Origin of the sequence: Streptomyces sp. NBC_00287, from assembly GCF_036173105.1 — a bacterium.
Classification (GTDB): domain Bacteria; phylum Actinomycetota; class Actinomycetes; order Streptomycetales; family Streptomycetaceae; genus Streptomyces.
In genome coordinates, this window is record NZ_CP108053.1 from 6,524,637 (window position 1) to 6,539,126 (window position 14,490).

Annotated in this window: 12 protein-coding genes; 5 read left to right on the forward strand and 7 right to left on the reverse strand. The window is 68.8% G+C overall.

What is annotated here, in order from left to right:
* The first annotated feature begins 137 nt into the window (after positions 1–137).
* The 4 genes from OHT76_RS29915 to OHT76_RS29930 are packed head-to-tail and all read left to right on the forward strand — an operon-like array spanning position 138 to position 3,829.
* Positions 138–1,268, forward strand: coding sequence for a hypothetical protein (locus tag OHT76_RS29915; RefSeq protein ID WP_328873961.1), 1,131 nt, complete (start codon positions 138–140; stop codon positions 1,266–1,268).
* Positions 1,265–2,254 (forward strand): ABC transporter ATP-binding protein, encoded by a 990-nt coding sequence (locus tag OHT76_RS29920; protein ID WP_328873962.1) that lies wholly within the window; start codon positions 1,265–1,267, stop codon positions 2,252–2,254. The genes OHT76_RS29915 and OHT76_RS29920 overlap by 4 nt, the downstream gene beginning before the upstream one ends.
* Positions 2,251–3,033 carry an ABC transporter permease gene (locus OHT76_RS29925; RefSeq protein WP_328873963.1) on the forward strand — a complete coding sequence of 261 codons (783 nt, stop codon included), beginning with the start codon at positions 2,251–2,253 and terminating at the stop codon, positions 3,031–3,033. Before OHT76_RS29920 ends, OHT76_RS29925 begins: the two co-directional genes overlap by 4 nt.
* Before the next feature lie 10 nt (positions 3,034–3,043).
* Positions 3,044–3,829, forward strand: coding sequence for an ABC transporter permease (locus OHT76_RS29930; protein WP_328873964.1), 786 nt, complete (start codon positions 3,044–3,046; stop codon positions 3,827–3,829).
* 16 nt (positions 3,830–3,845) lie between these two features.
* Here OHT76_RS29930 and OHT76_RS29935 read toward each other — a convergent pair whose 3' ends face one another.
* From OHT76_RS29935 to OHT76_RS29945, 3 genes are all read right to left on the reverse strand, one after another.
* Positions 3,846–5,924 carry a hypothetical protein gene (locus tag OHT76_RS29935; RefSeq protein WP_328873965.1) on the reverse strand — a complete coding sequence of 693 codons (2,079 nt, stop codon included), beginning with the start codon at positions 5,922–5,924 and terminating at the stop codon, positions 3,846–3,848.
* A 67-nt stretch (positions 5,925–5,991) separates the two neighbouring features.
* On the reverse strand, positions 5,992–6,927 hold the full coding sequence (locus OHT76_RS29940) for a hypothetical protein (protein WP_328873966.1): 936 nt from the start codon (positions 6,925–6,927) through the stop codon (positions 5,992–5,994).
* 3 nt (positions 6,928–6,930) lie between these two features.
* Positions 6,931–8,835 (reverse strand): ABC transporter substrate-binding protein, encoded by a 1,905-nt coding sequence (locus OHT76_RS29945; protein ID WP_328873967.1) that lies wholly within the window; start codon positions 8,833–8,835, stop codon positions 6,931–6,933.
* A 287-nt stretch (positions 8,836–9,122) separates the two neighbouring features.
* On the opposite strand from OHT76_RS29945, the gene OHT76_RS29950 reads away from it, so the two are divergent.
* On the forward strand, positions 9,123–10,454 hold the full coding sequence (locus OHT76_RS29950) for a phosphotransferase (RefSeq protein WP_328873968.1): 1,332 nt from the start codon (positions 9,123–9,125) through the stop codon (positions 10,452–10,454).
* A 4-nt stretch (positions 10,455–10,458) separates the two neighbouring features.
* Here the strand turns inward: OHT76_RS29950 and OHT76_RS29955 are convergent, their stop codons facing one another.
* From OHT76_RS29955 to OHT76_RS29970, 4 genes are read right to left on the reverse strand one after another with little or no spacing between them, the layout of a single operon-like run.
* Positions 10,459–11,181, reverse strand: coding sequence for a response regulator transcription factor (locus tag OHT76_RS29955; protein WP_328873969.1), 723 nt, complete (start codon positions 11,179–11,181; stop codon positions 10,459–10,461).
* The gene (locus tag OHT76_RS29960; RefSeq protein WP_328873970.1) at positions 11,153–12,190 is read right to left on the reverse strand and encodes an alcohol dehydrogenase catalytic domain-containing protein; all 1,038 of its coding nucleotides are present in this window, start codon (positions 12,188–12,190) and stop codon (positions 11,153–11,155) included. Before OHT76_RS29960 ends, OHT76_RS29955 begins: the two co-directional genes overlap by 29 nt.
* A gap of 3 nt (positions 12,191–12,193) precedes the next feature.
* On the reverse strand, positions 12,194–13,507 hold the full coding sequence (locus tag OHT76_RS29965) for a nucleotidyltransferase family protein (RefSeq protein WP_328873971.1): 1,314 nt from the start codon (positions 13,505–13,507) through the stop codon (positions 12,194–12,196).
* Positions 13,504–14,343, reverse strand: coding sequence for a hypothetical protein (locus OHT76_RS29970; RefSeq protein ID WP_328873972.1), 840 nt, complete (start codon positions 14,341–14,343; stop codon positions 13,504–13,506). The genes OHT76_RS29965 and OHT76_RS29970 overlap by 4 nt, the downstream gene beginning before the upstream one ends.
* Between the last annotated feature and the right edge of the window lie 147 nt (positions 14,344–14,490).

Genomic DNA, 14,490 nt, shown 5'->3' on the forward strand with positions numbered 1-14,490 from the left:
CCCCTGGCGCACCTGACACAAAGGCGAGGTGCCTGTCCTGATTACCAGGCTCCCTTGAGTCGCCAAGATCTGGTCGAATACTAACCATCACGTTGCTTCGAGCATGCCGTCGGCGGGCAGTGCGGGAGGTTGAGATCTTGCTATCCGTCCCAGCGGAGGACCGGCTGAAGAGATTGCCACCGGAGGAGCTCGACACCTGTCGCGAACTGCTCGGCGGATTACCGGTGGAGGATGCGCTGACGATATTCGTCAGTGGATCACGTGCGGAAGGCTGGTCGACCGCCGGTTCCAATTACAACTTCTATGCCATAGGCGATATTCCGCCGGGTATCAAGCCCATCGGCGGATTCAGCGTTCCCGGCGGGACGCAACGGGTCGCGAGTCATCATCTGCTGCACGGAGACGACCGCGTCATCGTCCGCTACTGGTCCGAGCACGATGTGCACTGGGCTCTGGAGCAGGTGCGTTTCCACGAGCTGCGGCCCACCCTGGAAATCTGGCCCATGGCCGTCGAATTCCTGCACCGGCTCAGCATCGGCAGCCCGTTGTACGGAGAAGCGGAATTCGAGCAGCTGCGGTCCGCGGTCGATCTCGACCTGCTCGCGCGGTACATCACCCAGACCAAGGCCATGTACGCGGAGTCCTACTTCACGGACGCCGTGACCCGGCTGGCGGCCGGGCGGGTGTACGACGCCCTGCTTCAGGCCCGGCTCGGCATGGAGGCCCAGCTCGACGCCTATCTCGCCGCCCGTGGCGACACCAACACCCAGGAGAAGTGGCGCCATCGGCGGCTGGAGCACATCGACGGCAGCCCGCAGCTGCTCGGAGACTTCGAGCAAGCCCTGCGCGGGCCCGGCAGCAGCGGCCCGCAGGAGCTCGCCGCCCACGTCCAGGACCTTGCCGCGTTCTCGGAGACCTTGAACTGCTGCGTCCAACTCGCCTGCCCCTACAGCCGGCTGAGCCCACCGGACCCGGACACCGCCTCGGCCCAGGACCGGGTGCGGCGCAGCCTCGACGTACGGCTTGCCCGCATGTACGACGGCAGGGTGCTGGTGGTCCGCATGGACGGGGAGAGCGCCGAACTCCAGCCGTTCGCGGCCCTTGTCTACGGATGCGCGAGCGGACGCTGGTCGGTGCCCCAGATCGCCGACCACGCGGCGCGCACTCTCGGCATCGGCCCGGACACGGCGCTCGACGACACCAGGACGGTCGTGACCGCCCTGGCAGCCCGCGGACTTCTCCGCCCGGCCGAAGCAGCGGCCCGGTGAACGCCGACCCCTCGATCGTCATCCGGCAACTGCGCCGGGAGTTCCGGATACGCGGCGGCCGCGGTCGCCCCGCGACACAGGTCACCGCGCTGCACGGGCTCGACCTGGAGATCCCGCACGGCTCGGTGTACGGCCTGCTCGGGCCGAACGGAGCGGGGAAGACGACCCTGACGCGGATCCTGGCCACCCTGCTCGTGCCGACCTCGGGTTCGGCGCACATCCTCGGACTGGACGTACAGCGGGACCTGCGAGCCGTCCGCAAGACGGTCGCCGTGGTCTTCGGCGGCGATTCCGGGCTGTACGACCGGCTCTCCGCCCGCGACAACCTCCGCTACTTCGCCGAGCTGTACGGCATCCCGCCCAGGATCGCGCGGCCCCGTGCGGCCGAACTGCTGGAGCAGTTCCGGCTCTCCGACGTGGCCGACCGGCCCGTCGAGGGGTTCTCCCGGGGTATGCGACAACGGCTGCATCTCGCCCGCGGCCTGCTGCACGATCCGCGGGTGGTCCTGCTGGACGAGCCGACGAACGGCATCGATCCCGTGGGGGCGCGAGAGCTGCGGCAGGTCATCAGTGGGCTGCGGGACGCCGGCAAGACCATTCTGCTGACCACGCACTACATGTTCGAGGCCGAGGAACTGTGCGACCGGATCACCGTCATGAACAAGGGGCGGATCGTCGCCACCGGCACGGCGAAGGAGCTGCGCGCCGCGGCCACCCTGGGCCGGGTGGCCGAGTTCGAGGTGCGCGGTGTCGGCGATGAACTCGTCGAGAAGGTCAAGCAGTTGCCTTCCGTGCGCGCCGTGGACATCCAGGACCGGGAGCAGTTGCAGATCATGCGCGTCCACTTCCGCGCCGGTCACGACCCCGGCGGCGAAGTGGCCGCTCTGCTCGGCGACGCGGTGGTCGGGGCCATGCCGCTGCGGGAGCCGACGCTCGAGGACGCCTATGTGGAGCTGGTCAGCCGGCCCGTCGGGGAACTGACATGAGCCCGGCCGCCGAGGCCGCGCGAGCGACGGGCGCCGCCGCGCTCTTCACCGCCAAACTTCTGATGCGCAGCAGGTTCTCGCTCATCGCGGCGGTGGTTCAGCCCATCATCTACGCGTCCGTCGCCGGACTCGTCCTGGGCTCCGGGGACGACAGCCGACTCACCCTGGCGACCATGCTCGGGGCGGCGGTCATGGGCTCGTGGACGTCGGTGCTGTTCCTCGCCGGGGGGACGCTCAACTGGGAGCGGCGACAGGGCACGCTGCCGTTCCTCGTCGCGGCCCCGGCACCGCTCGCCGCGGTGGCGGCAGGCTCCTGCGTGGCGGCTGCCGCGCTGTCGCTCTACTCGATGGCCGGGTCCCTCGCTCTCGGCGCGTGGGCCTTCGACGTGCCCGTGGAAGTGGACAGTGTGGCGCTGTTCCTCCTCGCCACCCTGGTGATGATCGTGAGCATGAGCCTGCTGGGACTGCTGCTCTGCGCCGCGTTCGTGCTCTACCGCCAGGCCGGAATGTTCACGAACATGCTCGAGTATCCGGTGTGGATCGTCTGCGGGCTGCTCGTCCCCGCCTCGACGCTCGCGCCCGGATTCAACGCGATCGGGACACTGCTGACGCCCCGCTGGGCGCTGGACGCGCTGAACGGCGCGGCGACGGGAGGATCGACGTGGCCGGAGCTCGCCGCCTGCTGCGGACTGGGGATCGCCTACGGGATCGGCGGTGTCCTACTGCTCCGGGTCGCGGAACACCGCGCCCGGGTGACCGCGACGCTTCATCTGCGGTAGGGGAGTGGTGATGGCTCCCCTACGGCTGCTGGTGATCGGCGGATACCTGTCGTACCGCGCGCTGTTCGAATGGCTGCGGCCCAGTCTGTTCTTCTCCGTGATGCTGGTGACGCCGGTGCTGCAGATGCTGTTCTTCGCGCAGCTGGGCCGCTATGCGCAGGTGGCCGACCCGTCGTACTTCGTCATCGGGAACGCCGTCGTCGGGTGCACGGTCGCCTGTGTCTACGGGCCGATCCTCGCGATGGCGGAGGAGCGGGCGACGGGCACGCTGCCCGCGCTGCTGGCGTCCCCCGCCAACCGGATCATCGTCTTCGTGGGGCGGCTGATCCCCTTCGCCCTCAACGGCCTGCTCGTCTCCGCGTACACGCTGCTCGTCGGGGCACTGGTACTGGACGCGGACATCGCCGCGGGAGAGGTCGCGCCGCTGGCCCTGACCTTGATGGTGGCGGCTGCCGCCTGTTCCGGCCTGGGACTGTGTCTCGGGGCCGTCGGGCTGCTCGTCCGGGATGTGCCCTTCCTCGCCAATCTGGTGGCCCTGCTGATGCTGCTCGTCAGCGGGGCGAACGTCGCCCTTGACGAGTTGCCGACCGGCTTGCGCATCCTGGGCGAGGCGCTGCCGCTGAGCCGGGGCATCGAGGCGGCGCGCCGGATCGCCGACGGGGAGACGCTGTCCGCGGTGAGCGGACTGCTGCTCGGCGAGATCGTCGTGGGCCTGGTGTACTTCGTGGCGTCGGTCGGGGTCTTCGCCTGGGCCGAGACGACCGCACGCACCAGGGCCACGCTCGAACTGGCCTGAGCCGTCCGGGCCGGGCCTACGTCAGGACCGACACCGGCTGCAGATGGAAGAGGCAGTCGAGATCGGTCAGGACCACCACACGCAGGTTGTACGTCCCCGGAACAGCGTCCTCGTGGACGTACAACCGCAGCGTGCCGGCGCCGATCGTCATGCCGGGCCGGCAGCGTCCCCGGGCACCGAGGAGTGCGGCGCCCACCGTCGTCACACCCGGCATCCCGACGGGAGCGTCCGGGAGCCGAACGGTCACCTCGAACGGGCGGCCGCGCTCCACCTGCGCCGGCGCGGACACCGCCAACCGGTCCGCACCGGCCGGCAGGTCCGCGACCACGGTGCAGCTGGGGCACAGCCACAGCCGGCGCTCCACGCCGGGCACGTACACGTCCTGAACCGTCGCCAGGAACAGTGGAGACAGGCACGTGGGGCAGGGTTCCTCGGTGGGTTCCAGTCCGGTGTGCACGACCCGCTCCTCGTCGACGCCCATCATCGGGCCGCCGAGCGCCTCGCTCCACTCCCGCACCAGGCGCTGCACCGCCGCTCCCTGCGTCATCTGCAGCGTGTCGGCCAGCGCGGCGATCGCTTCCCTCGGGGCCGTCACAGCGCGGGGGTGCTGCACGGGCAGCCGTACGGCGCGTACGGCGGAGGCCATGGCCTGGCTCAGCCGGGTGACCGCCCCGTCGGGCAAGGGCACTTGAAGCGTGGTCAGCGCACCGAGCCGCCCCTGCAGCAACCGCAGCTCACGCGTGCCGATGCGAGGTTCCACGGTCCGGACCAGCCGTACCTCCGGATCGGCGGTGACCGGGCCGCGGTCCGACGCCAGCACCACTTCCCGGCCCTGCGGTACGGGAACGACGAAGGCCCGCCGACCGGCCCGGTGCGGGCCCGTGGGCTCGGCGCGCACGACGTCGTCCGCGTCGGTGAGCGGCGCACGGCTGACATGGCTCGACGAGGACGGCAGCCGGACCGGGGAACCGGTCACCGCGGTCCCGGGCTCCTGTCCGGCGATCGTCAGGTCCGGATCGCCGAACAGGACGAAGACGGGCGAGGCCGTGAAGCAGTCGGACTGAAGGCGGTTGAGTGCCCATGTGGCCACTCCCGCCGAGTGCCCGCTCCACAACAGTGCCGACATCAGCAGCGCCTCCGCGGGCTCCGCCCGGCGCTGGAGCTCGGTGGCCACGACGGCTCCGGCCATCCCCTCCAGGCACCGTGCCAGCACGGCGCTCTCCGGCCGGTAGCGGTAACCGGGAGCGGTGAGCAGCGTGTGGCAACTGTTCAGCAGCAGCACCGAGGCCATGGTCTCCGCCGCCGGCACCAGCACGTTCTGTTCGGCCGCCAGTCCGGTCTCCGGCTCATGGATCCTTGCCCGGTAACAGGTCTCCTCGGCACAGCACCGCATCACCCCGGCCCCGCGGGTCGCCGCGAGCAGTCCGGGGGCGGTCGCGGTATCCCGGCTGCACAGCCAGCCGCTGTGCAGATAGATGTCCGCCTGGTCTCCGTGGCCACTGAGGGCGAGGAAGTCGTAGGGCACCGAGCGCAACCGGTGCAGGACGGCCGGGGTGATCTGCTCGTTCTGCAGACTCGTCAGCGGACCGGCCCGCCCGGCGGGTCCGGTGGTCTCGACGAGGGTGGACAGTGACAGATGCCGTGACCAGTGGTTGCCCCGGTAGAGCTGCTGCTTGGCCACCACCCAGCTGAGCGCGGACAGATCGCGCCCGGTCAGCACACCCCACGGCGCCGTCAGCTCCCGCTGCAGGGTGCGGATGCCTGCCGGGCCGAAGTGGTCCGCGAGCCCCACCACCGTAATGCTCGACACCTCTTCACCCAGCACCGACGCCTTGAAGGAGTCGAGCCCGTCCCAGTGCACCAACCGGGCCCCGCTGTGCGCCGCGTGGTGGCGGCCGGCCAACGCACCCGCCTCTCCGAGCGCCAGCACCACCCGTCCCTCGAAGAGCCGGGGGGAGAGCTGAGCGCCGTCGGGCCGGGCCGACGTCAGCCGGCGTATGCGGTGCGTGTGGTCGCCCAGCACCGCCACCAGCGAGCTGTCGTCGGCCAGCGCGGTGTATTCCTCGATCGTCGCTACGGCGACCAGTTTCGGCATGATCCTCCGCCGGCAGACGCGAGCGGGGGGTACGGGCACCTGTCCCGTACCCCCCGCCGCGGGGCCATCACGAGTGCAGAGCACTCACCTTTACTTCGGGATCGGTGACCAGCGCGCTGCGCTTGCGGTCGGTGCGACCCACCGAGCCGACGATCGGCGAGACGGTCTCACCCGAGTGCGCCATGACGGCGAGTTCCTCCTCGGGCACGTCCCCGAAGATGAACGGAGTCCTGGCGATCGGCTCGACCGCCGTGAACTTGCTGGTCAGCTCCTTGGTGCGGGCGAGCGACCGGCGGTCGTTGATCACGGAGATGATCTGCAGGGTGGCCAGGCTCGGCGCCCGCAGATCCCGCTGCATCTGCAGCTTGAACGTGCTCTCCGCCAACTCCTCGGCGGCGTCGAAGTCGCCGAGCTCGGCCCGGGCCCGGGCCAGCAGCGCCTGGCTGCTGAGGACGAAGATCTCGTCCCCCATGGCGGAGCGCACCTGAACGGCGCGCTGAGCCAGTTCGGCCGCAGCCGGCCAGTCCTCGTCCGCGGTCTTGAACAGTGCCTTGTAGTGCAGACCGAAGCCGATGAGGAACTGGTCGCCCAGCGCCTCCGCCCGCGCCGTCGCCTCGTCGAGCAGGGCGTGTGCCTGCTCCTCGGCGGAGCGCATGTCGGCCGTGGCCGCGTCGCCGCTGGACTCCGCCTCGTCGACATAAATGTCGGCCAGGCGCATCTGGTTGAGGATGTGGCCGCGGTCGTGTCCGTTCTCGGCGAACAGGTCCGCGGCCTTCTCGTAGGCGGTCAGGGAGAGCGGGAAGTCCCACTGGAAGTGGTACAGGTCGCCCAGGTAGTGGAAGCCGAACGCCCGGACCAGTGAGTCCTCGTCTTTCGTCGAGGGCAGCACGGCCTGGAGCGCGGTGGCCTGGTCGGCGTTCATCATGGCCCGGAACCCGCGCGTCAGTTCCGCGGCACGGTGTTCGGGCAGTTGGCCTTCAGGGTCGAGGTACTGGATGCTCATGGGTCACCCTTCCAACGGCTCCAGTCGGTTGTGGTACTGGCTGAACCGCACCAGGCTGCCGCCGCTGTTCAGCGGGTCACTGGACGGTGTCCAGCGGAACGGGCCGGTTCCCACCAGTCCGTTCCAGCCGGCGAACTCCTCGTCACCGGCTCCGCGCTCCGCGTCGGAGATCGCGTACAGCCCCTGCGTCCCGCGATAGGAGGGCTGTGTGAAGTCCGGCCCCAGGTGGCGCCAGACGTGCATGGGCACGATCGGCATGTCGCCGAACCATTCGTGCAGGTAACGGCTGCTGTGCGTGAAGTACAGGCTGATGTGCTTGGAGTCCGGCAGCTCGATGTGCTCGAGCCAGCGGGCCATGTCCACCCAGGCGGGAATCTCCTGCTCGTTGACCAGCGCCGAGGCGAACGAGGCGGTGGAGGCGTGCCGTTCCGCCAGCTTCCGGCCGCGGGCGCCGAGCATCGACAGATAGGTGAACGCCACGTCCTCGGCGGTGAAGTCCTGGCCGTCGTGCCAGAGCACCCCCGGCTTGACGGTGAAGTGCAGGGCGTAGCGGACGGTGCCGGAGCCGAAGAACTCGCTGTGGAAGGAGTCGGCGAGGTTGACCGCGTCCTCGGCGACACCCTTCATCAGCAGGAAGGGGTTCAGCCCGAGCATCGACTCGTACATCCGGCTCCACACCAGCGCGTCCCAGTAGTTGCCGACGCCGAGCGGGTTGATGTGGCGCAGCCGGTTGGTGACACCGAGGTTGATCTCGTTCACCTCGGGGTCGGTCCGGCGGATCCGCTGGAAGGTCCAGTGGCTCATCGTGCCGCCGGGGTACGTCGACTCGATGGGCTGGCTGGCTCCGGGATAGGTGAAGCTCTCGTGCGGGTCACCGTTCCAGATGCCGACGACGTCGGAGCGGCGGGCGAAGCTCACGGTGCCGGCGAACATCGGCACCACCGGGGCCTCGTCGGCGATCATCCACTGCAGCTTCCACAGCAGCAGCAGGGCGTCGGCGTTCTGCGGTACGTCCCCGCCCTTGGCCCAGAACTCGGCGTTGTTCCACCAGGGTTCGAGGTGCTCCTCGGTGATCACCGCACCGCGCAGGTCGCGGGGGTGGAGGGTGGTGAGGAACTGCTGGGCGGCCCGGTCGAACTCGGGGTTGTTGAAGCCCGGGTAGTTGCGGGTGCGGCTGTTGGTCGACACGAAGTCCGCGGTCCAGTCCAGGGACAGGCGCAGCTTGCTCATCCCGGGGTTCCAGCGCGACAGGTTGTCCTGTACGTACTGCCAGCCGCAGAAGATGTGCCACTCGCCCTCGTCGCCCGAGTACACGTTGTTGGCGACGTCGTTGCGGGTCGTCTCGACGAACTTGATGACGCGCGCCAGCTGGGGGGCCCGCTCCACCCGCTCGCGCAGGGCGACCATGATGGCCCGGGATATGGCGTCGTTCGTGGTGATCAGGCAGGTGACGGAGCCGTCCGCCATGCCGTCGAGTTCGGAGCCGAGGGTGGTGAGCGCCTTGGCCACCGCGTCGTCCGGGCCTTCGGTCTCGTACTTGGGCAGATAGCGGTTCACGAGCCGCCCGTAGTACTGGACCATGATGCTGTCCATGACCTCGACACGGTCCGACGGCACCTTCTTGCTGACGGTCTTCTTGACGTCGTCGAGGAGGAACGCGAACGCCTGCCGGAACTGCTTCGAGTCGGTCGGCGCGAGCCTGTTGTTGAAGGCCACGAAGTAGTAGCCGAAGTCCCGGCACGGATCGATGGTGACGCCTTCGGCCGGCGGCTCGTCGCTCGTAATCGGGAAGTCCACGAGGTCGATCTCGCCCGCGTTGAGCGCTGTGAGGGCGTCGTCCGGGTTGGGGAAAATGCGGTAGTTGAGCCGCTCGATGCGCGGGCCCTGGAACAACTCGGGCAGCGGCATGCAGCTTTCCTTGTATGGCCGACCAGTGCCACCCGAATTCGCGCTTGAGGTCATGCTGAATTTCCCTTCGTTTCGATCACTTGTGAACTTCCGAAGGATTGAGGACTTCACTCTGCGTGATCTACGATGCTAACAGTCAGCTCAGCGGAGGGGGACGAGAGTCTTGCCAGGTTGTCCACCCGCACTTTCCGCAGATATGCCACCTGGTCGGATTGACAGCCTGCCCTGGCGGTTGTGACAGATTGAAAATGGGAAACGGCGTGCAAGTCTGCTCGGTGTGATGCTCCATGGCTGAAATCATTCTCGACGCATTGCGCGCCGCGATTGGTGCAGGGCAGGGCTCCGGCCTGCGGCGGTGGTATCACCCGGAATGCACCCTCGAATGCTTCGCCAATCGCCGCGCCGAAGTGATCCACGGCGCCCCGGCCGTCCTGGCGGCCTGGCCCCGTACCGTAGGGCCGGGCGGACGGCTGACCGCGTGGTCGGTGACGGCCGCGGCCGGCGGCTACGAGGTGATGACCCAACGGGACACCGTCCGGGCCGGGAGACTCGTCCCGGTACGCCAACTGCATCAGGTGCATGTGCGGGACGACCGCATCCTGCTCCATCTCGTCTCGCCGGCGACACCGCACGAGCCGCCCACGCTGGTCGATGCCCCGGCGGCCGGCCTACTGCCCGGCACAGTCGCCGAGTTCACCCATGACGGGCTGTCGGGGGCGGCGCTCTTCCGGGCCAGGCTGCCCTCCGGACGTCCCGTCGTCGTCAAGGTCGTACGGCCGGGCCGGGACTGGCTGGCCGTGGCGAGCCACGACCCCGGCCGGGAGGGCCGACTGCACACCCTCGGGGTGTACGCGGCCCTGCCGCCGGGGCTGCGGGCGCCGGTGCTGTCCGCCCGGCAGCACGACGGCGTGTGGACGATCGTGATGGAGGACATCTCGGCGGAACTGAACGCCGCCCCCAGCCACCCCGCGCGGGAGATTCTGACGGCGGTCGCCGGTATGCACACACAGTTCCGTGGCCGACCGCCACGGGCGGAGTTGTGCTCCCCGGCGGACCGGCTGCGCGTCTTCTCACCGCTCCAGAGGCTGCTGCACTGGCACGGCAGCGACAACTTCCCCGCGATGACCGGCCGGATGTGGGAGCTGTTCGCCGAACGGGCCGATCCTCGACTGGCCCATGCCGTACTCCAGTTGGTCGCGGACCCCGTAGCGCTGCTGGCGAGTCTGGCGCGCGCGGCACCGGACACCCTGCTGCACGGCGACCTGAGGCCGCCGAACCTCGGCCGGCGCGGGGACACCGTACTCGCCATCGACTGGGGGCTGTCCGCATACGGCCCCGCCGACCTCGACTTCGTGTACTACCTGTACAACACCGCTTGGGGCGACGACGCCGAGCGGGACGCGCTCGAAGCGGAATGGCTGCGCATGACCGACGCACCGCCCCACAGCCCGGCGTACGAACTGTCGGTCATCTACCACACGGTGGCGGGTGAACTCGGTGTGCTCCTGGCCACCGCCGCGAACCGGCCGCACGGGCTGCCCCGCCCCTCCGAGGAGACGGTGTCCTGGTGGATACGACGGGTGCGCACGGCTTTCGACCGGATGGGCCACGTGTTGTAGCGGATCACGGCTTGCCCAGCCCGGTCGGAGGCCTGAGCAGCCCGCTCTGATAGGCGTATGCGACCGCTTGGGCCCGGCTGCTCGCACCGAGTTTGGCGAGGATGTTGGAGATGTGAAAGCCGACGGTGCGCTTGCTGAGACTGAGAATCGCCGCGATATCCGCACTGGACCTGCCCTCGGCCAGCTTTCCCAGTATCTCCGATTCGCGGCCGGTGAGCCCGGCGCCGTTCTGCGGTACCAGGGTCACATCGCTCAGCTTTGCCAGCAGCGGACTGAAGACTTTTGCCGACAGATAGTAGTCCCCGCTGACCGCCGCCCGGAGCGCGGCATGGAATTCCGGCGGACGGCAATCAGCGGGCAACAACCCGTGCACCGGCCCGCCGAGCAGGGTGACGGCGGTGTCGATCGCGGTCGGCAGGCCTACGACAACCATCGGCGGAGCCGGTGCGCCGCCGCCCTGCGCAGTGCCGACGAATTCGGCGAGCTGCCCGAAGTGTGTATGGCCGTCGACCACCACCGCGGCCGGTTTCAGCGCCTCCACCAGCTTGAACAAGTTCGACCCGGACTCCGCCAGAACAGCCCCGCCCGGTTGGGAGTTGATGTACTGCAGAATTCCCGCCCTGAACAACTCACTGTCCGAACAGACAGCAACTTCGAGCATGTTGGCCCCCAGCGACACCATTCCCGATTCAAGCCGCTCACGGGCGCAGACATACTTTGAGGACATCGCGCCGGTCCATGGCGGAGTACGCATCGCCCGCCGCTTCCAGCGGCAGCTCCACGTCGATGAGGGGGGAGGGGTCAAGGACTCCCGCCGCGACGTCCGCGAGCAGCTCCGGAAGGTAGCGGCGGGCGGGCGCCAGGCCGCCCCGCACACTGATGTTGCGGTCGAAGGTCGACCGTAACGGTATGGCCACTCCCGCCGTCGGCCAGCCGACATAGCTCAGCACGCCCCCGTCACGGACGCAGGCCAGGGCCGTGTCCACCGCATCCTGCGTGCCCACGCATTCCAGGCTCACGTCCGCGAGGCCACCGAAGAAGCCATGGACCGTCTCCACCGCCTCCTCAGGACTGCGGACGGCCACCGTCTCCGCGCCGACCGCTCGGCTCACCGCCAGCCGGGCCGGATGATGCCCGAGCACCAATACCCGTTCGGCTCCCAGCCGTTGCGCCGCCAGACACGCGCCGGCCGCGACCGGACCGTCGCCGATCACCACGACTCCCGTCCCGGCACCGACCTCCGCCAGGTGCGCGGCATGGTGTCCGGTGGGCAGCACGTCGGCCAGGGGCAGGAAGCGCCGGACATCCGGGTCGGTGATCCCGGCGACCGGTAGGCGGACCAGGGTGGCATCGGCGAAGGGCACCCTGATGGCCTCCGCCTGGGCGCCTCCTGGTGTCCCCGGATCGCCCCATACGCCGCCCTCGGCACAGGAGACGAAGAGTCCGTCCCGGCAGGCGGCGCACTCGCCGTCGCTGTAGCTGAACGGGGAGACGACGCAGTCGCCCGGCTGTACGGACCGGACCTCGGGGCCGGTTGATGCGACGACCCCGATGAACTCGTGCCCCATGCGCGCGCCCGCGGGCAGCGGTTCCAGACCGCGGTACTGCCACAGATCCGATCCGCACACCCCGGCTGCGACGATGCGGACCACGGCGTCGGTGGGCTTCTCCACCACTGGATCGGGCACGTCCACGAGCCCGACCTTGCCGGGGCCCAGAAACTCCACGGCGAGCATCAGTCATTCCTTCGCGTCGGCGGCGGCCACGTCCCGCTGCACGGGGCAGATGTCATAGAGGACGGTGGGGGCGAACAGCTCGTCGTTCAGCTGGGCGAAACTGTGCCCGGACCAGTGCAGTTCACGCATCCGCACACTCCCCGGCACGGACGACGTCCGCTGCTGGAGGGCATCCTCGGGTGCGGTGCCGGAGTCCAGGGTGCGCACCATGTCCATGGGCACCAGTCGTACGCAGACGTCGTTGCGCAGATGCCGGATGGGCGCGGCCGCGGGGGCTCTGTGCCGGCACGACTGCACGGCCGTCAGACGAAGGGGACGCCGGTAGTAGCGGTAGGCGCCGGCCGCGAGGCGGATTCCGGGCAGCAGTCCACCGCCACTGCGGTAGGCGTCCAGCACGGTTCCGCGGACTCGTCTGCGTGGGTCGGGCATCGCAAAGGGCGGAGTCTCCCGTCCCACACCGGTGAGGGTGAGACCGGCCGCCCGCTCGGCGGCCTCCGGGGAGAGCGCGGCGGTCCTGGTGGTCGCCGCCAGGATCGCGTTCCAGAACGGGCCGAGCCCGACGGACCGGATCCGATCGAGCGCCGGTGTCCAGTCCTGGTCGGAGCGCTCGAGCAGCAGGGTGACGTCGTTGACGTCCTTCTGCCGGATCAGGAAGTCACCGGCCGCGTTGCCGACCAGGAGCGGAAGATTCTCCATCGGCGTCCATCGGTGGAGCCCCGATCCCGTCACGTCGACGGGCAGGAACCGGGAGTGCCGGATGGAGTAGCCGGAGAAGTGGAGGTCCACGCCGTACCGTTCGGTGCCGCGGACGAGGTCCAGGGGCACCTGGCCGTAGATCCGCCCGGTGTGCCGGTCCCGTTTCACCCACGGAAGTTCATTGCCCCACCATTCGAAGCCGCGGCGGCGCAGCACTTCCACCAGGGCCAGCGCATCGTCGATGCTTCCCGCCATGAGATCGATGTCGGAGAAGTCCCGCACACCCGGGTCGTCGTAGAGCGCCACGGCCGCCCGGCCCTTGATCCCGGCGACCGGGATCCCGGCCTCGGCCACGGCTTCGCCGATCTGCGACCACAGGTCCTCGAGGTGTGCGCGCTCCTTGCGCTTGGCCTCGGCCGCGGCGAGGATCACCGATCCCTCGGGCGCACGGCCGGAACCGGCCAGGCGGTCGGCGGCAAAGCTGAGCACCTGGTTCGCGCGGAGGACGGCGAGGGCCTTCTGCTCGTCGCGCAGAACCTCTTCGACGGCTTCTTCACGGGGGATGCGGGGAGCGACATGTGCCAGGGCGAGGATCCTGAGGGTCTCGGCCTGTGAGGTCATGAGACCGCCCCATGGAGCAGGGCGGCTGCCGCGGGAATCTCCCGGAGGCGGCTCAGGAGGGCGGAGAAGTTGCGATCAGGTTCCACGTCCTTGATCACGAAGAGTGGCCAGTCCCATTCGTCGGCCACTTTCCGGAAGAACTGGTCCGACGCGGTTTGATGCTCCAGAAAACCGGGCCAACCGCGGGCGCCGCCGACCGGCGACATGTCCTCCAGCACCCCGAGGCCGCCGTCCTGCTCGGTACGCCACCGGAAAGCCACATCTATGGGACCCGATACGATCACCGGCACATCGGGTGGATAGGCGCGGAACTGGCTCAGCAGCATTTTTTCCGCCCGGTCTATTTCCCGCTCCATCGCGGGGTCCTGACTCAGGGCCCGGGCGTGCTGAATGGCTTTGTAGGTCATCTTGAGGCTTGAACTGTCCTCGATGACGGTGATGCCCTGGTCCAGGAGTGGCTTGATGGACTCATGGCGCAAAATGGTGTAACCGGCCCATTCCAGCCAGGCGGCGGCAAGTGGGCCCGCGGACCGACGCTGCTCGATCGAGGCGTCGCCGAATCGGGATTCCCAGTTTCCCTGCTGGAATGCGGTGAAATCGGCGGGCGGCTGGAAATCCGCACCCATGCCGAGATGCATCAGTCGAAATGATTCGACCCAGAGTTCCTGTTGCACGGTCCGGCTGGTCGCCCAGGGCTGTTCACTGAGTTCGCTCCGCCAGCTCACCAGTCGCGCGTCATGACCGCGCTCTCTCAAAGTCCGGTGTAACAGACTGGCAAATGTGGATTTGCCGACGCCATCAATACCAATAAAGGAAAAATAAACCCCAGCACCCAAGGTCAGTCCCCCCTAACCAGTGGCTGACACGGCTTGGCGTGTGGGGCGCTACTGTAACGTTCGGTGATGCTGTGGTCTATGCCTCACGACCCTGGTGCAGGCAGTTTCGGCCAGTCTCATTCGAGCCGCCTGTGCAGTCTCCGCATC